Origin of the sequence: Sneathiella sp., assembly GCF_041689005.1 — a bacterium.
Taxonomy (GTDB): domain Bacteria; phylum Pseudomonadota; class Alphaproteobacteria; order Sneathiellales; family Sneathiellaceae; genus Sneathiella.
In genome coordinates this window covers 1-17,227 of record NZ_JBDNHC010000037.1, presented here as the reverse complement: position 1 = coordinate 17,227, position 17,227 = coordinate 1, and the positions used below count along the sequence as shown (strand labels likewise).

Genomic DNA, 17,227 nt, shown 5'->3' with positions numbered 1-17,227 from the left:
TCCCCTTCATTCAACGACCGTACGTGCGCTGCCTATGAAGCGGCCTTGACTGCCCGGGCGGCCATCACTGACACAAGGTTTGCCCGATACTCTGCCGAGGCATGAATATCGGCGTTCAGGTTTGAGGCATCAGTTGTAATTCCAGAAAGCGCGTCGACAGAAAAATTACCCGAAAGAGCCTCTTCCATCGCGCTCTGGCGGAAGACGCAGGGACCCGCTCCGGTCACGGCAACCTTGACGCCACTGGCAGTTTTTGCAACAAAAACCCCGACCAGCGCGAACCGTGATGCCGGATTGGGGAATTTGCTGTATCCCGCCTTTTCCGGGATCGGGAAGGCAACCTTGGTGATGAGTTCTCCTTCCTCAAGTGCGGTTTCGAACAGGTCAACGAAGAAATCCTCCGCTGAAATACTGCGCTTGTTGGTATGGACCGTGGCCCCGAGGGCGACGAGCGCCGCCGGGTAATCCGCAGCGGGATCGTTATTGGCAATCGATCCACCGATGGTGCCCCGGTTCCGGACCTGCGCATCGCCGACATGACTGACGAGGTAGGCGAGGGCCGGGATGGCGGATTTGACCTCCGCTGAATTGGCAACGGTGACATGGGTTGTCATGGCGCCGATGGTCAGTTCGCTGCCGTTGGTGCTGATGCCCCGCAATTCCTCTATCCCGCCAAGGTCAACAAGCTTGTCCACTTGCGAAAGGCGAAGTTTCAATGTGGGAATGAGCGTCTGTCCTCCCGCGAGAAACCTGTCATCTGCCCCGATCGTCGAGGCGGCTTCGTTTGTCCCCGTAGGGCGTTCATAGTCAAATGAATACATGTCCTGTTTTCCCTATTTATGTGCTATGAATCGCGCGCCAGACTTTTTCGGGCGTCGCGGGCATATCGATGTCTTTTCCCAGAGCATTGGTAATGGCGTTCATCAGGGCGGCCGGGGCAGCAATGGCGCCGGCTTCGCCGCATCCCTTCACCCCGAGCGGGTTGCTGGGGCTGGGCGTGTTGGTCATGGAAACCCGGAAGTTCGGCAGGTTATCGGCCCGCGGCATGCTATAATCCATGTAGGAACCGGTCAGCAATTGTCCGTTTTCCTGATCATAGAGCACCCCTTCGAGCAGGGCCTGACCGATGCCTTGGGCGACACCCCCATGAACCTGGCCCTCGACAATCATCGGGTTGACGACATTGCCGAAATCATCGACGGCGGCCCAATCAAGAATATCGACAACGCCCGTCATGGGATCAATCTCGACTTCCGCAAAATGGGTGCCGGCCGGGAAGCTGAAGTTGAGCGGGTCATAAAAGGCATTTTCAGCCATGCCCGGCTCAAGATCGGCCGGATAGTTGTGCGGCACATAGGCGGCAAAGGCAATCTCGCCCATGGTCAGCTTTTTGTCGGTCCCGGCGACCGAGAAAACACCATGTTCATGCTCGATATCCTCAACCGAGGCCTCCATCAGATGGGCAGCGATCTTCTTCGATTTCTCGACAATCTTGTCGACGGCCTTGACAATTGCCGACCCGCCAACCGCGAGCGACCGCGAGCCATAGGTGCCCATGCCAAAGGGGACCTTGTCGGTGTCGCCATGGACGACCTCAACGCTTTCGATGGGTACGCCAAGCTTGTCGGAAATGATCTGGGCAAATGTTGTTTCATGGCCCTGGCCATGGCTGTGGCTGCCCGTGAAGACAGTCACGCTGCCCGTCGGGTTGAAGCGGACTTCCGCCGATTCCCAGAGGCCGACACCGGCACCCAAAGACCCTACTGCCGCCGACGGGGCAATGCCGCAAGCTTCAATATAGGCTGAACAGCCAATCCCGCGTAACTTGCCATTGGCCTCCGATTGGGCCTTGCGGGCACCAAAGCCCTTATAGTCAATAAGCTCAACCGCCGTGTTCATTGACAGCGGATAATCGCCACAATCATAGGTCATAATGACTGGCGTCTCGTAGGGATATTCATCGGGCTGAATGAAGTTTTTCAAGCGGAACTCGACCGGGTCAATTTTCATGTCCCGCGCCGCTGTCTCGATCATGCGCTCAACCACATAGGTGGCTTCCGGTCGGCCAGCTCCGCGATAGGCATCTACCGGCGTTGTGTTGGTGAACCCGGCCTGAACCTCGACATAAATACTGGGGATTTTATACTGGCCGTTCAACAAGGTGCCGTAAAGATAGGTCGGCACGGCAGAGGCGAAAGTCGAAAGATATGCCCCCATATTGGCTTTTGTTGATATCCTGAATGCCAATATCTTGCCATCGTCATCGAGTGCCATCTCCGCATGGGTCGCATGATCGCGGCCGTGGGCGTCGGTCAGGAAGGCCTCGGAACGGTCCGCCGTCCATTTTACCGGGCGGTTTATTTTTCTGGCGGCCCAGATCGTCGTTGTTTCCTCGGCATAGACAAAAATCTTGCTACCAAAACCGCCGCCGACATCGGGAGCGACGACCCGCAGTTTATTTTCAGGGGCGATGGCCAGAAAGGCCGACATGATCAGGCGGGCGACATGCGGATTCTGACTGGTCGTGTATAACGTAAGCTCGCCACTTCCCGCGTCATAGTCGCCAAGGGCGGCGCGAGGTTCAATGGCATTCGGCGCAAGACGGTTATTCACAAGATCAATCTTCGAGATATGGGGAGCAGAGGCAAAGGCCGCGTCAACGGCGGCTTTATCGCCAAGTTCCCAGTCGTAGCAGAGATTACCGGGCGCCTCCTCGTGAACTTGCGGGGCACCGGGGGCCAGGGCCTTTGTTATGTTGGTAACGGAGGGCAGGGGCTCATAATCGACGTCGATAAGTTCAGCGGCATCTTTCGCTTGTTGCAGGCTTTCCGCAATAACGAAGGCGACTTGGTCCCCGACGTGGCGGACCGCGTCAACGGCCATGCTGTTATGGGGCGGTGCCTTGTGAGCCGTTCCGTCCTTGCTGGTAATTCCCCAGCCGCAGATCAGTCCGCCGATGCCATCGGCAACCATATCGGCGCCGGTGAAGATATCAACGACGCCCGGCGCATCCTTTGCTGCCGTGAGATCAATATTGTTGATCTTGGCAAAGGCATGGGGGGAGCGCAGAAAATAACCATAGGTCTGCCCCACCTTGTTCATGTCATCCAGATAATGCCCGTTACCGGTGATAAAACGCTGGTCTTCCTTACGCCTGACAGAGGCGCCAATTCCATTTTCTATTGACATTGTTCATCCTCCCATATTCTCCGATGCGGCTTTTACCGATTTGACGATGTTATGATATCCGGTACATCGGCAGATATTCCCTTGCAGCTCGGACCGGATTGTTTCCTCAGACGGGTTTGGGTTGCGCTTGACCAGATCCACGGCACTCATGATCATGCCGGGGGTGCAGAAGCCGCATTGCAAACCGTGGTTTTCCTTGAACGCCGCCTGCATCGGGTGCAAGTCACCGTTTTGCGCAAGTCCTTCGATGGTGGTGATGTTGGCACCTTCGGCCTGAACCGCCAGCATTGTGCAGGCTTTCACACTGTCGCCATTGACATGGATGGTGCAGGCGCCGCATTGGCTGGTATCGCATCCGACATGGGTGCCGGTCAGGCGCAAGTTATCTCTAATGTAGTGAACAAGAAGTGTATTCGGCGCAACATCGGCTGTCCGTTTCTTCCCATTTACCGTCATGGAAACGGTTGTCATAATGTTCTCCTCCCCTAGTGATTGGAAATTTCTCGTTATCCGGTGAGTTCATTCATTTAAAACGCGTTTTAAATTTTTGTCTAATCAATAAGTAGTGCGTCATAAGGATCAGTAAAGCCGAGGGCAGTAACTTCCTTTACCGCCTGGCGAAATAATACAGGATAAGGGCAGCGACGACCCCCATCGGTATGAGGATCGAAGGTCGCATCCAGCCGGGTGAGGGCGGTGTCTCCGCCGGAGCAGGTATCTCGGCAGTAGCGGGTGACTCGCGCACCGGATTGGCGGCTTCGACAAATGGCTCGGCAACGGGGGCCGGTTCCGATGGCGCGGGTTGGCCGTCCGTGTCCTCACTAATAAGCCGGTTAAAATTTGTAAAAAACTCTCCTGCCAGTTTCTTGGCGGTGCCGTCAATGAGGCGCGAGCCGATTTGTGCCATTTTCCCGCCGACGGACGCCTCCACGGAATAGGACAACAAGGTGCCACCCGGCGCTTCGGTCAGGCTGATATCAGCACTGCCCTTGCCAAAGCCAGCAGCACCGCCTTTTCCTTCACCGGAAATTGTATAGCCGTTCGGTGCATCGACATTGCTTAAGGTGACCTTACCCTTAAAATTTGCGGAAACGGGTCCGATTTTGACTTTGACGGTCGCGGTAAAAGCCGTATCGCTTTCCTTGTCGACAGTCTGACAGCCGGGGATTGACTGACGCAGAATGTCGGGGTCATTCAGGCCGGCCCAGACAACGTCTCGCGGTGCATTGATTAATTCTTCGCCGTTCATCTGCATGAATGGATCTCCGCCGGAGTTTAAGGGCTTGTTTGTATAAACCTACTCCATTTGCACCGGGTTCGGCAAGAGCGTTCCTATTACAGCATTTTTAATATCGGACGGTCCATCAGCTGCTGCTTGACGTCGAAATAATGTAACCCATTCAGTAATTTGTCGGCGTGTTTGCCATCGCTCGACAGGGGAAGGACGACGCGCTCATAGTGCAGTCGCTTTCCCGATGGCACGGTGAGCGTGCTGTCCAGATATGTTGGGACATGATGGGTTAGACTATGTTCATATTGCGGGATAACTTCGGCTAAATCTTTTTCAGCGAGAAGATCCTCGACGTATTTTCCGGGCACCGAAAATGTATAGACTGAAACCGCAGCTGAGCCGGCGAGACGGATATAAAACCTGGGATTACTTGGGATAACGTCAATCAGGACGACATGTCGCAGGCATTGTGGAATATCGACTGGGTTAAATTGACTTCGTAACGGGATACCCGACGTCGTTTTCATTTTTTTCCAATAGTTGACCAGATCAATTAGACATGGATGTTTGATGTCATCCATCGCTGTCGTAAACTTTTGCATTTTACTGTATCCTGTTTACTGTATCCAACTATCAGTTGAGTGCGTACATCATCTATACCGTTAACGAGTTTTATGCAACATATAAATACATCTATAAGTAGTGAATATTTGCTAAATTTTCTTTAATTTTTTTTGCTAGATATACGTGATGAAGCCGCCCCCTATTAAACAAGGATTAACCATTCGGCCTTAATCTGCTGATAATTCTGTCTTCAGCGAGATTTACGATGCATCCAGCAAGCCGTTCCACCTTCGACATTCTATTCCGATTAACGGCGATCGCCCGTGCCGACGATCGTCCGCTGGAAACGGCTTTTCTGTTAAAGCTGCTTTATCTGTGTCAGGCGGCCTATGCGGCAAAAAATGGCCGGCGCAAACTGATGCCAGCGACGTTCCTGTCGACAGCGGTGGGGCCGATAGAGCCGGATATATTCCTGGTCCTGAAAGGCGGGTTTAAATTTCAGGATGCGGTTGAGTTGGACAGGGAGGTTGAAACCTTTCTGAAGTCGATCTGGCGGGCATGCAAGGATAAGACTCTGACAGAGCTTGATCTCATGTTATCCGAGGACACTGCAATATCCGCCGCAGCGGCACGTGGCCGCAATTCCGAGATTACGCTTGAGGAAATGGCCGCAGCCTATAAAAATGGTCTGCCGAGACGACTGACAGAAAAGGGTGGCGCTAAATTCCCTGATGGCACCACCTATAAGGCGGCGCGGCCCAATCTCGATGCGGCGCCAACCCCGACGCAGGAAATTCGCTTTACCGCCGATGGCCGGTCTGTGACCAAATGGACTCCGTCACGACGGGTGGAGTCAAAAGCAGGGCCGTTGCTGAACTGAGCGCCCTCCCTAGGTGCGATAGAAGAGCACGACGACGACTCCAAGGATTGCCACGATAATCGTTATCGCGACGCTGGACGACATTGTCCGCGCCATCACTTTGCCATCGCCATGGGTGTCGCTGAAGACGGTGATGACGGCCCCGACCGCCGACTGCCCGGTAACACCGACCCAGCTCCAGATTTTGCCCAAAAGCCGTCCGATTGCGATTGCGAGCATTTTTAGCGGCTTGCGATAGAACCAGTCGAAATCAAGATTGGTGGACCGCAGTTCCGGCGGATAGATCTTGTAGCGAAGCAGCAACGCGAAGGCGAGGACCGAGAACAACAGAAGCTGTAGCTGCGTGATGACATGCCCGGAGGTATAGGGATGATAGTCCACCGCATAGGGCAGGAGCGCATAAAGCGCACCTGGGTAGACACCGATCCCAATACAAAAGAATGCCGCAATTCCCATGGCGATGAGCATATTCATCGGCGCTTCCTTGACCCGGATGCCGCTGTCATGGGCGAAAAAGGCGAAAAACGGCACCTTGATCCCGGAATGATCCATTACGCCGGCGCTGGCAAACAGCATCACCAGCCAGACAATCACCATACCGCCATCGGCCGCGGCGGACTGGATCATCGATTTCGAAACAAAGCCGCCGGTCAGTGGAAAGGCCGCAATCGAGATGGCGCCGATGATGCAGAAGACGGTAGTGTACGGCATTGACTTGTAGAGGCCGCCCAGCTCTGACGCCTTGACAGTACCGGTCCGGAACAGTACCGCGCCCATACTCATGAACAACAGGCTTTTATAAAGAATATGCGCGAAGGCATGAGCAGCGGTACCATTGATCGCCATCTCGGTCCCGATGCCGATCCCGATCACCATAAAGCCGAGCTGGTTGTTGAGCGAATAGGCAAGCACCCGGCGCAAATCATTTTCAAGGACAGCAAAGAATATCGGAAAGACCGTCATGACGGCACCGATTGGGATCAGGATATCTGTCCCGGGAAAGGCGCGGGCGAGGGCGTAAACCGCGAGCTTGGTCGTGAACACCGAGAGGATCACAGTCCCGGTTACCGTGGCTTCGGGATAGGCATCCTGCACCCAGTTATGCAACAGCGGGAATGCACATTTAATACCGAAAGCAAGCAGGATCAGGCCACTCGCAATGCCCGTAAGACCGATATATCCAAAGGCGACGGACCCGGTGTCCTGATAATAGAGGATAATACCGCCTACCAGAATAACGCCGGAGGTAACCTGAATGACAAGGTAACGGATACCGGCCCGATAGGCCCGCTCAGTCCGGCTTGCCCATATCAGGAATACCGAGGAGACCGCCGTGAGCTCCCAAAAAGCGAAAAAAGTGATCAGGTCACCGGCAAACACCGCGCCGATTGCCGCACCGATATAAATCAGGGCGACAAACTGCTGCATGGTATCCTTGACATGCAGCGAATAAATCATGGCGATAAAGGCGGCGATATGGAAGATCGTACCAAAAACCCTCGACAATGCATCGACGCGGGTAAGCTCAATCTGCATCCCCAGAAACTCGTAGTGACCCCAGCTGCCCATGCCCATCATATAGAGTTGAACCAGTCCGAGAATCGGCAGCGCAAGCAGTAACGCCTGACGGGCAAGCCCGCCAATGAACGGAACCAGACACGCCGCGGCAATAAAGATTAAACCGGGATTAAGGCCCTCAATCATAATAATCCTCATCGCGCATGAGGAATTTCCGGAGCTGCTTGGCGATCAGGACCAAGCCGACATAGGAAACAAGACCGTAAAGACCATAGAATCCAGGAATTTCCTCCATCTTAAATGAAAGATGCTTGTGATAGAGGATATCGAACATGGCGAATATGTCGGGGAGGGTGATCAACGTACAGACAACAAGGACGGCGTAAAATATCTTGTCGATATTTTTAGGCTCGTCGAGCCAGTATTTTTTTTCTGTATCAGGGTTCGACATCACGTCCGTCCTATGGTGTCACGATGGGAATAATCAGTTTCATGATCGGGTCAGCGAGGAAAAACAGAGCGATGCAGGCCCCGGCAGTAAGTGCTGGCGGGAGCACACAGAAAAACGGTGCCTCCTTGATATTGGCCCAGGAAAAATCCGATTTTTCATAGCCGACGGCAACCGGCGCGGCCGTCTGACCGAGCGGCGGATAAAAGAACCCCCGGGCGACAATCGGCAGTAGATAGGCAATATTGAGAAGTGAGCTTATCAGCAACACGGCCATGATCCAAAGATCTTCCGACTGAGCCGCCCCCATCATCAGGTAAAACTTGCTCCAGCTCCCGCCGAGCGGCGGCAGGCCGATAATACTGAGGGAGGCGATTAGGAAGGCAAGGAACGTGACGGGCATTTGCCTGCCAAGCCCCCGCATGTCACTGATCTCGGTTTTATGAACCGCTGTGTAGATCGCGCCAGCGCAAAAGAAGAGCGTGATCTTGCCAAAGGCATGCATGACGATCTGCAGGGCGCCCCCGGCGACCGCCATTGAACTCGCCATGGAGGCGCCGAGAACGATATAGGCAAGCTGGCTGATCGTCGAATAGGCGAGCCGTGCCTTCAGGTTATCCTTGGTCAGCGCAACAACCGATGCCGCCAGCAAGGTATAGGCGGCAACCCATGTCAGCCACTCGGCGGCACCGGTTGTGGCCAGGAAATCAATGCCGAAAATATAGATGACGACTTTCAGAACCGTAAAAACACCGGCCTTCACAACCGCGACCGCATGCAGCAGCGCACTCACCGGGGTCGGGGCAACCATGGCGGCGGGAAGCCAGCGATGAATCGGCATCAGGGCGGCCTTGCCAATGCCATACATGAACAGGAACAACAAGACACCTGTGACGCCAGCGCTGGCGTGACCCGACAGGATGCCGCCTTTCACGAAGTCGACCGTGCCCGTCAGGGTCCAGACCCAGATGATAGCGGGCAGGAACAGACCGATGGAGGTACCGATCAGAATCCCGAGATAAATCCGTCCGCCTTTAAGAGCCGCGGCATTTTGTGAATGGGTCACCAGCGGGTAAGTCGAAAGCGTGAGAACCTCATAGAAAACAAATAACGTCAACAGGTTGCCGGAGAACGCTATCCCCATTGTTGCCGCAATGGCGATGGCAAAACACACATAAAAGCGGGTTTGGCGACTCTCGTTATTACCGCGCATATAGCCGATAGAATATATCGAGTTAACGATCCAGAGGCTGGAGGCGACGGCGGCGAACACCATCCCAAGCGGCTCCACCTTCAGCACCAGACCAACTTCGGGCAGCATCTGGACAAGCAGTATTGTGGGTTCCGTTCCGGCCATGATGACAGGCAGCAGACTGAAGACGTTCAGGCATAACAGCACGGAAGTGATAAGGGTGATGCCCTCGCGAATATTAGGGACGGCGAAGGCAAGGGCGATACCAAGCGCGCCCAGAACCGGGATAATTATCGCGAGGACCACGTGAGTTTCGGCGGAGAAGATCATCTCATGAGCCCCCTACAAGAAACGCCGCCGCGGCCTTTGCAAAACCGACGTTGATGGTAGTGTCTATACCGAAATAAAAACTGCCAAAAATGAAGATCCAGGTCGGGACGAGTAGGGACAGGGGCGCTTCTTTCGTAACCGATCCTGGCGGAGGATCCCGGAAATAGGCAACCTCGACCACCTTCCAGATATATAAGACGGCCAGCAAGCTGGAAATGAGGATTACCGTGACCAGACCGTAGCCGAGATAGGTTTCCTTTTCGAGGGCAGCCTGGACGAGATACCATTTGCTGATGAAGCCGGGCGTGAGCGGCACACCGATCAGGCCGAGGCCGCCCAGGACGAAGCCAAACATGGTGATTGGCATCCGTTTTCCGATCCCGTTCAAATCTTTCAGATAGACGGAACCCGTGACGAAGAACATGCAGCCGACGGAAAGGAACAGACCTGTCTTGACAATCGCATGATTAAAAATAGTGACGATGGCAGCCGTTGTCCCGGTTTCACTTGCCAGCGCAATGCAGAGCACGATATAGCCCAACTGCGCGACACTGGAATAGGCGAGAAGGCGTTTCAGGTTGTCCTGATAAATCGCCACGACGGACATGGAGAGGAATCCCAGAACAGCGAACGGCATGAGAATATCTGCGAGACCCACGGTTCCAAAGCTGTAATCTGCGCCAAAGACAGTGAAGATGAAGCGGATGAGTAAATAAACACCGACCTTGGTGGCAGTTCCGGCAAAGAAGGCTGTGACGATGCTGGGCGCATAGCTGTAGGCATTGGGAAGCCAGAAATGCAGTGGAAACAGGGCAAGCTTGATCCCGAGGCCGATGACGATAAAGGCAACCGCCGCTTGAATCGGCCGCGTGTCGCCGATTTCGGCAAAGCGCGACGCAATGTCAGCGATATTGAGCGTTCCCGTCATCATATAAAGAAGACCAACGCCAATCAGGTAAAAGGTTGCGCCGACGGTGCCAATTATAAGATACTGGAAGGCGGCGGTGAGAGCCCGGCGGTCGCTTCGCGCCCCCATGGCGATCAGCACATAGGACGAGAGCGACATGATTTCCAGAAAAACAAAGACATTGAAGGCATCGCCAGTGATACAGATACCCATCATTCCGGTCAGCGCAAGCAAATAGGCGGCGAAAAATAACCCGAGTTGATGGTCGAGAACCTCTCGGGCGATGCTTGCTCGTGCATACAGGAGAACGCCGGTGCTGAGGCCGCTGATAATAACCAGCATAAAGGCGCTTAACGGATCGACGACCAATTCGATGCCCCAGGGCGGTGCCCAGCCGCCAAGGGCATAGGATGTCGGTCCGTCCGCAGTGACATTGATCAGCAACTGAATGCTCATGTAAAAGGTGAGCGCGCTCACGATCAGCGTCAGGGCCCAGGGCAGCCGAGTACCCTTCAACAGGGCGCAAACCGGCGCCGACATCAGCGACACAATAATCACGAGAACGGGATACTGGCTACTCAACGAAAGCATACTAGCTGTCTTCCTCCAGTGCTAGGATTTCGTCCTCGTCGACCGTACCGAAGGTTTCCTTGATCCGGACCACGAGGGACAGGCCGAGCGCGGTTGTGGCAATACCGACCACGATCGCCGTCAGGATAAGAACATGGGGAAGAGGATTGGAATAGACAGGCTCCGACGCGTTACCGAGGGTTTCAACGACAATTGGGGCAGTGCCGCCCGTTACCTTGCCCATACTGATGTAGAATAAAAATACCGATATCTGAAACAGCGATAATCCAATCATTTTCTTGATCAGGTTAGAGCGGCTCATAACCGTAAACAGGCCGAGCATCAGAAGGATGATGAAAACCCAGTAGTTGAAATGTTCAGAAAACATTGGCGGTCCTAATCTCCCTGCTCAATATCGATGTCGGCCCGGCCGACAAAAGCGTAAAATATAGAGAGCATGGCCGCCGTCACCGTAATGCCGACGCCAAGCTCGATGAGCAGGATGCCAAGATGCTGGCCATGGACAGCATCGTCCGCGAGCAGGTTGTAATCGAGAAACGCGCCGCCGAGTATCATGCTGGCAATTCCAACGCCGCCGTAAAGCAGGACCCCCGCCGCCATCAAGAAGAGGACAAGTTTACCGTCAAGGACCGCGCGGGCGAAATCGATACCGAAAACGAGGGCGTAGAGGATAAATCCGGCAGCGAAGATGACACCGGCCTGAAATCCCCCGCCGGGACCGTAGTCCCCATGAAACTGCACATAGAGGGCAAATACCAGAATGAACGGGATCAGCAGTTTTGCGACCACATGCGGGACGAGATCATGATCGCTGCCGAGTCCCGTCAGGCTGCCGGAGGTGGAACTTCGCAGTTCCTCCTCTTCTTCCTCGTCCTCTTCCTGCTTACGGCGGCGACGCTGGCGAAGTATGAGCATCACGCCGATGCCGGCAGTAAAAATAACCGTCGTTTCGCCAAAAGTGTCATAGCCGCGATAGCTTGCGAGGACGGAGGTGACCATATTGGGGACACCGATTTCAGTTGGGCTGTCCTGGATATAGCGGGGGGCAACATGGGTCTGAACCGGATTGGTTGCCCGGCCATAGGCCGGCATTTCGTAGGTCGCGTAGAAAAGTGTTGCACCGACCGCAAGACAGATGATCAACGGGCCGATTGCGATTGTCTTTTTCTCTTTTTCCTGAGCCCCCACCATTGCCAGCGTTCCGATGTAGAGCACGGTACTGATCCCAGCACCGACGGCGGCTTCGGTAAAGGCGACGTCCACCGCATCGAGGCTGACAAAAATAAGCGCCATGGTGAAGCTGACGATACCGAGCAGCATCGTTGCGACGAAAAGATTTCGGACAATCAGAACCGTCATCGTCCCGGCAACCAGCAGGAGCATAAGGAATATATCTACAAAATCGGCTATCGGTTTATCTCCCGTTTATGCATTGCCATTTACTCATCTTCCTCATCCCGGTCCCGGTAACTCTTCAGATCAGGTTTCAGTCCGGCGACAAAACTCGCATGGGCCAATGCATATGACGATGTCGGACTAGTGAAGAAAACAAAAACGATCACCAGAACAAGCTTGACCGTGACCAGGGTGAACCCGCTTTGCAGCGCAAGCCCCGTGAATATCAGGAAGGTCGCCAGCGTGTCGGCCATGCCGCCGGCATGGATACGGGAATAAAGATCAGGTAGCCGCAACAGTCCAAATCCGGTGATCAGCAAGAGGACGCCGCCGAAAATAAGCAGGATCCATGTCCCGACATCGAGCAACAGGTCGATCATGACTTCTTCTCCGAAGCTGATAGACGTCCCCGCAAGGTCCCAAACTTGAAATATTTAAGGACGGCAAGTGTGCCGATGAAATTCATGAGCGAATAGACCAACGCAAGGTCGAGGAAGTCAGGCCGTCCGTTCAAAAAGCCGAGAACAGCGATCAACAGAACAGTTTTGGTGCCGATTGCATTGGCTGATAAAATGCGGTCATAGGAAGTCGGGCCGAGAATAGCGCGGGCCAACGCCATGGCGATGCTGACAAGAATGGCAATTGCCACTACCGCATAGATAATCATGATTCCTCCATCACCCGGGTTACACGCCGGTCCATCTCGCCGGACTTGATTCCCTCGGCCGCCACCACGGTCAGGGAATGAACCATCACGTTATCCTCGTCAATATCGATCGTGACAGTGCCGGGCGTCAGGGTTATGGAATTTGCAAAGATGACCTTGCCGAGATCGGTCTGCTGGGTTGCCTTGACGACGAATATGCTCGGCTTGAGATATTTGCGAGGAAACAATACGCATTTCGCAACATCGATATTGGCCGTGTAAATTTCTACAAGCAACCAGCCCCAGTAGGCGATAATACGGGGCCCAAGGTAAAAAGGCTGACTTTCCCGGTCGACGACGTCCATCCGATAGGCAATCAATGCTGATAACAGGCAGGATCCGATACCAAAACTGATGAGTAGGGGCGTATAATGGCCGGAAAGCAGCAGCCAGGTCGCCATTAAAACAAGAAATAAGCTTATAAGTCTAAACAAGTCGGGCCTTTCCTGTCATCGCTACCAATTACCGGTTCCCATTGGCAAATCCAGCATATTCTAATCTGTTAGCCTTGAGAGTTTATGCCACGGGATTCTCCTTGCCGCAAGTCACAACCGCCACCAGGATCCGCATTCCGGTGACGAAAGTAATGTTGATTTATTCGGAGATATTACAGTTGTAATAAAATCAAATAATTCGAATATTGAACTTTTGCTTAATATTATGCTAAACTTTTTAACTGACAGGACGAACTTATGCGTCGAGCAAGCGTGGGAGTTATGCATGACGGCCAAGATTGAGCAATTGCGGAGTAAACAGGAAGTTTCCACATCCGGCGATTCAGCCGAGGCCTCATTTGAAATGAAGGGGCAGGTGAAGTGGTTCAATACGGTTAAGGGATTCGGTTTCCTGACGCCAAATAACGAACCGGGAGATATCTTCCTCCACCTATCCTGCTTGCGCGAAGCGGGACATGAATATGTGGCGGAAGGCGTGAGCATCAGCTGCGTCGTGGTGCGGCGTGCCAAGGGATTGCAGGCGGTCAAGGTTCTTGATATCGACACCTCGACGGCTGTTCCGTTTGAGCCGCGCCCGGTGGAGAAAAGCAATGTCACGAGCCATCCGGCCATTCAGCCAACGGGTGATTTTGTCGATGTTGAGGTGAAATGGTTTGATCCTGTGAAGGGTTACGGCTTTCTCACCCGCGGCGACGGATCTCAGGATATCTTTGTTCATATGGAGACCCTCCGCCGGGAAGGTGCACTGCCCGTACAGGCAGGACAGCACTTGAAAGTCCGTATCGGCGATAGCCCCAAGGGGCCGCAGGTTGCAGAGATTGAGCGCCCGGATTAATTTTTTTCGGACGCTCAAAGTCTTTATCGACATTAAAACAATATTTTAATCGAGGGCGACGGCATAATCGCTGACCGGGCGCGTCTTTGTTATCAGGCCTTGTGCTTCCATAAAGGCTGAGAATCGTTCATAGCGGCCTGTATCCAGTGCAGCCGGACGAAGCGCAAACCTCGGCAGGGTTGCCGCCCAAGCTCGGCGATTAAGGTCATCGTCGAGCTCCGGGTGTCCCTTGACGAACAACTGCCAGCTTTCGCCCGGATGATTGACCAGAAATTGTACTGCATCCTCCAGTGCCGCGACGAAGGGACGGAGGCGAGGGTCATCCAGTTTCTCGGAATTGGCGATGATAATCAACTCATCATAAGCAGGAACGCCTTCCTCTTCGGGATAGAAGGCACGGCCGGGGTATCCCTCGATATCCATTTGGTTGAGTTCGAAATTGCGAAAGGCGCCGACAACGGCATCCACCTGTCCCGAAAGCAGGCTCGGTGAGAGGGAGAAATTCACGTTGATCAGGGTGAGGTCCGACAGCTTAATCCCGTGCGGTGCCAGCATTGCCGTCAGTAAGGCCGTCTCAAAGCCGCCAACCGAGTAGCCGATTTTTTTCCCCTTCAGGTCGGCCAGTGTTTTGATCGGCCCGTCCTTCAGGACAACCAGACTGTTCAGCGGTGTTGCGACGAGTGTGGCGATCCGTTTCAGAGGCAATCCCTGCTCCACCTGCATATGCAACTGGGGTTGATAGGAGATCGCGAGATCGGCCTTGCCGGCCGCCACCAGTTTTGGTGGATCATTGGGATCGGCGGGGGCAATCAGCTCAACATCAAGGCCGTGTTTGGCAAAAAACCCTTTCTCCTGGGCGATAACCAGAGTGGCGTGATCCGGATTGACGAACCAGTCAAGCAGCACGGTCATTTTTTCTGTGGCGCCAGCAGTAGTGATTGGCAGAAAGAAAAAAATCATACAAATTATATATTTAAACTTCATTTATAAACTCCGTTATGAAGGGGCGGGGGTGTCCTTGTCCGGCTGCCAGGGCAGGATATAGCGCAAGGCATGATCCACGAGATAATAAAGTGTGATGGCCATCAGGCTGAGAACGAGCAAGCTTGCAAACATCAGGTCCGTCTGCACACGGGCGTTGGCATGCAGCATGAGAAAGCCGAGTCCGGAAGAGGAGCCGACCCATTCACCGACGATGGCGCCAATCGGGGCAATCGCTGCGGCGACGCGAATGCCCGAGGCGAGCGAGGGCAGGGCGAAGGGAATTTTGATATAGCGATACAAAGTATAAATATTGGCGAAGCGGGAGCGCTGGTGTGACTGCTGCAAAAGGCCGGCGAGATTAAGCCAGGCTGTTTCCGTGCGGTTCAGGCCATCAAGAAAACCGACGGTCACCGGAAAATAGATGATCAGTGTGCCCATCACGACCTTCGGTGCAATCCCGTAGCCGAGCCAGAGGACGAGCAGGGGGGCAACGGCAAAGACGGGAATAGCCTGACTGGCGATCAGCACTGGGAAGACCCATTGCCGCACAGGATGATAGGCCGAGATTGCCAGTGCCGACATCATGCCGAAGGTGATCCCGAAGACTAGACCAAGAATGATCTCAACTGCTGTCGTCAGGGCGTTTTCCGCGATTAATCCCGCATTTTCAATCAATGCCATCAGCACGATCAGGGGTGAGGGCAGAATGAATTTCGGCAGTTCCGCAATTTTTGTAACCGCGCCCCAGAAAAGCAGCAATCCGCCAATGGTGATCAAGATGCGAAACAGCTTCATGGCGTATCCGCCGTCGCTAGCGCCAGGCTGGCCATAATTTCCGAATAATAATGTCGAAGCGCATCATCGGCTGGATCCCGCGGGATGGGCCCGTCAGGCGAATAGGGCAGCGACAGGGTCACGGGATGTCCGGATAATACATGGATGGTATGGCCGAGCCGCAAGGCCTCCATGGGATCATGCGTGATGAGTAGGACAGTTTTATCCTTAAGCAGGTCAGCCGCCAGTCCCTGCAACCTGAATCGCGTAATTGCATCGAGCGCCGAGAATGGTTCGTCCATCAACACAATCGGGCTGTCATCCATCAAAGTACGGGCGAGGGCGACCCTTTGCCGCATGCCGCCGGACAGGGTGGCGGGGCGGGCGCCCTCCCAGTTCTCAAGGCCCACGCGGTGTAGTAACTCCCGGGCGCGTGCCAGGTCCGGCGATTCGCCCCGCAGACGGCCACCGATGACGATATTTTCAAGCACTGTGGCCCAGGGAAGCAAAAGATCATGCTGATCCATATAGGAAATCCGCCCGGTTACCGGTCTGCCATCGCTGCACTCTATCCAGCTCTCCGGCGGCAGCGGGATGAAACCCGCAAGAATTTTTAGAATACTGCTTTTGCCAACACCGCTTGGCCCGAGAAGGCAGGTAATCTCGCCGCCCACAAGCGACAAATCCAGATCGCCGACAATCAGCTCCCGGTCAAAGATCAGCTGGTTGAGGCGAAGCTGCAGGCCAATGCGTGTGCCTGCTTGATTACGCGGCTCCCCGGTACTAGGTTCGGGGGATGATGGTGGGAATCGGTTGTCAGGCTCCATGGATATCTCGTTCCTACGCAGGTCTTAACCTGATCAGGTAAACGGGGTCGTTCCAGCAACGGAACCTCTCAGCCAACCGGCTCCCCCCGAGGAACGGTCACTATAGAGATAAATACAGACCCGGCAAAGGAATTTTAGGAAATGCAGAAGAACGCTCTCCACCGAACCGTCAACGTTATGCGTCTTTTTATTGTCGGCTTGATTCTGTCCCTCACTGTTCTTTCCCCCGCCCGGGCGGGGGGTGAGCGACTTGTTCTTGAAACCTCTGACCAAAGCCTTGATCTGACCGTAGAAATTGCAGACACGTCCGAGGCGCGGAGCAAGGGGTTGATGATGCGGGAAACGTTGGCACCGCTGCACGGCATGTTGTTTGATTTTGAGCGGTCAACCGTGGTTGCGAT

20 protein-coding genes and 1 riboswitch are annotated in these 17,227 nt (G+C 54.2%); of the genes, 3 read left to right on the top strand and 17 right to left on the bottom strand.

Features of this window, described 5'->3' with window-relative positions; all coding sequences use genetic code 11:
* Positions 1 to 32: 32 nt before the first annotated feature.
* The 5 genes from ACESNI_RS04780 to ACESNI_RS04760 form a co-directional block, all read right to left on the bottom strand.
* Complete coding sequence (locus ACESNI_RS04780) at positions 33 to 821, bottom strand: xanthine dehydrogenase family protein subunit M (protein WP_373085344.1); 789 nt, start codon at positions 819 to 821, stop codon at positions 33 to 35.
* Positions 822 to 837: 16 nt separating this feature from the next.
* Positions 838 to 3,189 (bottom strand): xanthine dehydrogenase family protein molybdopterin-binding subunit, encoded by a 2,352-nt coding sequence (locus ACESNI_RS04775; RefSeq protein ID WP_373085343.1) that lies wholly within the window; start codon positions 3,187 to 3,189, stop codon positions 838 to 840.
* 3 nt (positions 3,190 to 3,192) lie between these two features.
* On the bottom strand, positions 3,193 to 3,660 hold the full coding sequence (locus tag ACESNI_RS04770; protein ID WP_373085342.1) for a (2Fe-2S)-binding protein: 468 nt from the start codon (positions 3,658 to 3,660) through the stop codon (positions 3,193 to 3,195).
* A 136-nt stretch (positions 3,661 to 3,796) separates the two neighbouring features.
* On the bottom strand, positions 3,797 to 4,444 hold the full coding sequence (locus ACESNI_RS04765; protein ID WP_373085341.1) for a carbon monoxide dehydrogenase subunit G: 648 nt from the start codon (positions 4,442 to 4,444) through the stop codon (positions 3,797 to 3,799).
* Positions 4,445 to 4,524: 80 nt separating this feature from the next.
* A complete protein-coding gene (locus tag ACESNI_RS04760) occupies positions 4,525 to 5,022 on the bottom strand; it encodes a PAS domain-containing protein (RefSeq protein ID WP_373085340.1) in 498 nt (165 codons plus the stop codon).
* A 227-nt stretch (positions 5,023 to 5,249) separates the two neighbouring features.
* Here ACESNI_RS04760 and ACESNI_RS04755 point away from each other — a divergent pair, with 227 nt between their 5' ends.
* Positions 5,250 to 5,864 (top strand): hypothetical protein, encoded by a 615-nt coding sequence (locus tag ACESNI_RS04755; RefSeq protein ID WP_373085338.1) that lies wholly within the window; start codon positions 5,250 to 5,252, stop codon positions 5,862 to 5,864.
* Positions 5,865 to 5,873: 9 nt separating this feature from the next.
* On the opposite strand, the gene ACESNI_RS04750 is transcribed toward ACESNI_RS04755, so the two are convergent.
* The 9 genes from ACESNI_RS04750 to ACESNI_RS04710 are packed head-to-tail and all read right to left on the bottom strand — an operon-like array spanning position 5,874 to position 13,385.
* Entirely contained in the window at positions 5,874 to 7,568 is a 1,695-nt protein-coding gene (locus ACESNI_RS04750; protein ID WP_373085337.1) for a Na(+)/H(+) antiporter subunit D, read from the bottom strand.
* Positions 7,561 to 7,833, bottom strand: a complete 273-nt coding sequence (locus ACESNI_RS04745; RefSeq protein WP_373085335.1) for a hypothetical protein — start codon at positions 7,831 to 7,833, stop codon at positions 7,561 to 7,563. Before ACESNI_RS04745 ends, ACESNI_RS04750 begins: the two co-directional genes overlap by 8 nt.
* 10 nt (positions 7,834 to 7,843) lie before the next feature.
* Complete coding sequence (locus ACESNI_RS04740; protein WP_373085334.1) at positions 7,844 to 9,352, bottom strand: proton-conducting transporter membrane subunit; 1,509 nt, start codon at positions 9,350 to 9,352, stop codon at positions 7,844 to 7,846.
* A gap of 1 nt (position 9,353) precedes the next feature.
* Positions 9,354 to 10,850 (bottom strand): monovalent cation/H+ antiporter subunit D family protein, encoded by a 1,497-nt coding sequence (locus tag ACESNI_RS04735; RefSeq protein ID WP_373085333.1) that lies wholly within the window; start codon positions 10,848 to 10,850, stop codon positions 9,354 to 9,356.
* Position 10,851: 1 nt separating this feature from the next.
* Positions 10,852 to 11,217, bottom strand: a complete 366-nt coding sequence (locus ACESNI_RS04730; protein ID WP_373085332.1) for a cation:proton antiporter subunit C — start codon at positions 11,215 to 11,217, stop codon at positions 10,852 to 10,854.
* 8 nt (positions 11,218 to 11,225) lie between these two features.
* On the bottom strand, positions 11,226 to 12,260 hold the full coding sequence (locus ACESNI_RS04725; protein ID WP_373085367.1) for a DUF4040 domain-containing protein: 1,035 nt from the start codon (positions 12,258 to 12,260) through the stop codon (positions 11,226 to 11,228).
* Between the two features lie 29 nt (positions 12,261 to 12,289).
* On the bottom strand, positions 12,290 to 12,625 hold the full coding sequence (mnhG, locus tag ACESNI_RS04720) for a monovalent cation/H(+) antiporter subunit G (RefSeq protein ID WP_373085331.1): 336 nt from the start codon (positions 12,623 to 12,625) through the stop codon (positions 12,290 to 12,292).
* A complete protein-coding gene (locus ACESNI_RS04715) occupies positions 12,622 to 12,912 on the bottom strand; it encodes a monovalent cation/H+ antiporter complex subunit F (RefSeq protein ID WP_373085329.1) in 291 nt (96 codons plus the stop codon). The genes mnhG and ACESNI_RS04715 overlap by 4 nt, the downstream gene beginning before the upstream one ends.
* The gene (locus ACESNI_RS04710) at positions 12,909 to 13,385 is read right to left on the bottom strand and encodes a Na+/H+ antiporter subunit E (protein ID WP_373085328.1); all 477 of its coding nucleotides are present in this window, start codon (positions 13,383 to 13,385) and stop codon (positions 12,909 to 12,911) included. Before ACESNI_RS04710 ends, ACESNI_RS04715 begins: the two co-directional genes overlap by 4 nt.
* A 286-nt stretch (positions 13,386 to 13,671) precedes the next feature.
* Between ACESNI_RS04710 and ACESNI_RS04705 the strand changes: the two genes are divergently transcribed.
* Complete coding sequence (locus ACESNI_RS04705) at positions 13,672 to 14,241, top strand: cold-shock protein (RefSeq protein ID WP_373085327.1); 570 nt, start codon at positions 13,672 to 13,674, stop codon at positions 14,239 to 14,241.
* Positions 14,242 to 14,286: 45 nt separating this feature from the next.
* On the opposite strand, the gene ACESNI_RS04700 is transcribed toward ACESNI_RS04705, so the two are convergent.
* The 3 genes from ACESNI_RS04700 to ACESNI_RS04690 all read right to left on the bottom strand — a co-directional run bounded on the left by ACESNI_RS04700 (position 14,287) and on the right by ACESNI_RS04690 (position 16,826).
* Positions 14,287 to 15,225: an ABC transporter substrate-binding protein gene (locus ACESNI_RS04700; protein ID WP_373085326.1), complete on the bottom strand. Its 939-nt coding sequence runs from the start codon at positions 15,223 to 15,225 to the stop codon at positions 14,287 to 14,289.
* Between the two features lie 12 nt (positions 15,226 to 15,237).
* Complete coding sequence (locus tag ACESNI_RS04695; protein WP_373085325.1) at positions 15,238 to 16,020, bottom strand: ABC transporter permease; 783 nt, start codon at positions 16,018 to 16,020, stop codon at positions 15,238 to 15,240.
* Positions 16,017 to 16,826, bottom strand: coding sequence for an ABC transporter ATP-binding protein (locus ACESNI_RS04690; protein ID WP_373085324.1), 810 nt, complete (start codon positions 16,824 to 16,826; stop codon positions 16,017 to 16,019). Before ACESNI_RS04690 ends, ACESNI_RS04695 begins: the two co-directional genes overlap by 4 nt.
* Positions 16,820 to 16,923, bottom strand: a riboswitch (TPP riboswitch). (Overlaps the previous gene by 7 nt.)
* A 44-nt stretch (positions 16,924 to 16,967) precedes the next feature.
* Between ACESNI_RS04690 and ACESNI_RS04685 the strand changes: the two genes are divergently transcribed.
* Positions 16,968 to 17,227 (top strand): DUF192 domain-containing protein (locus ACESNI_RS04685; protein ID WP_373085323.1); only part of this gene is annotated, 260 nt, incomplete at its 3' end.

Coding starts and splice junctions, on each gene's coding strand:
- ACESNI_RS04715 (WP_373085329.1), bottom strand. CDS start 12,912: ATGATTATCTATGCGGTAGTGGCAATTGCCATTCTTGTCAGCATCGCC.
- mnhG (WP_373085331.1), bottom strand. CDS start 12,625: ATGATCGACCTGTTGCTCGATGTCGGGACATGGATCCTGCTTATTTTC.
- ACESNI_RS04770 (WP_373085342.1), bottom strand. CDS start 3,660: ATGACAACCGTTTCCATGACGGTAAATGGGAAGAAACGGACAGCCGAT.
- ACESNI_RS04705 (WP_373085327.1), top strand. CDS start 13,672: ATGACGGCCAAGATTGAGCAATTGCGGAGTAAACAGGAAGTTTCCACA.
- ACESNI_RS04780 (WP_373085344.1), bottom strand. CDS start 821: ATGTATTCATTTGACTATGAACGCCCTACGGGGACAAACGAAGCCGCC.
- ACESNI_RS04775 (WP_373085343.1), bottom strand. CDS start 3,189: ATGTCAATAGAAAATGGAATTGGCGCCTCTGTCAGGCGTAAGGAAGAC.
- ACESNI_RS04755 (WP_373085338.1), top strand. CDS start 5,250: ATGCATCCAGCAAGCCGTTCCACCTTCGACATTCTATTCCGATTAACG.
- ACESNI_RS04690 (WP_373085324.1), bottom strand. CDS start 16,826: ATGGAGCCTGACAACCGATTCCCACCATCATCCCCCGAACCTAGTACC.
- ACESNI_RS04735 (WP_373085333.1), bottom strand. CDS start 10,850: ATGCTTTCGTTGAGTAGCCAGTATCCCGTTCTCGTGATTATTGTGTCG.
- ACESNI_RS04745 (WP_373085335.1), bottom strand. CDS start 7,833: ATGTCGAACCCTGATACAGAAAAAAAATACTGGCTCGACGAGCCTAAA.
- ACESNI_RS04760 (WP_373085340.1), bottom strand. CDS start 5,022: ATGCAAAAGTTTACGACAGCGATGGATGACATCAAACATCCATGTCTA.
- ACESNI_RS04765 (WP_373085341.1), bottom strand. CDS start 4,444: ATGCAGATGAACGGCGAAGAATTAATCAATGCACCGCGAGACGTTGTC.
- ACESNI_RS04700 (WP_373085326.1), bottom strand. CDS start 15,225: ATGAAGTTTAAATATATAATTTGTATGATTTTTTTCTTTCTGCCAATC.
- ACESNI_RS04730 (WP_373085332.1), bottom strand. CDS start 11,217: ATGTTTTCTGAACATTTCAACTACTGGGTTTTCATCATCCTTCTGATG.
- ACESNI_RS04750 (WP_373085337.1), bottom strand. CDS start 7,568: ATGATTGAGGGCCTTAATCCCGGTTTAATCTTTATTGCCGCGGCGTGT.
- ACESNI_RS04740 (WP_373085334.1), bottom strand. CDS start 9,352: ATGATCTTCTCCGCCGAAACTCACGTGGTCCTCGCGATAATTATCCCG.
- ACESNI_RS04695 (WP_373085325.1), bottom strand. CDS start 16,020: ATGAAGCTGTTTCGCATCTTGATCACCATTGGCGGATTGCTGCTTTTC.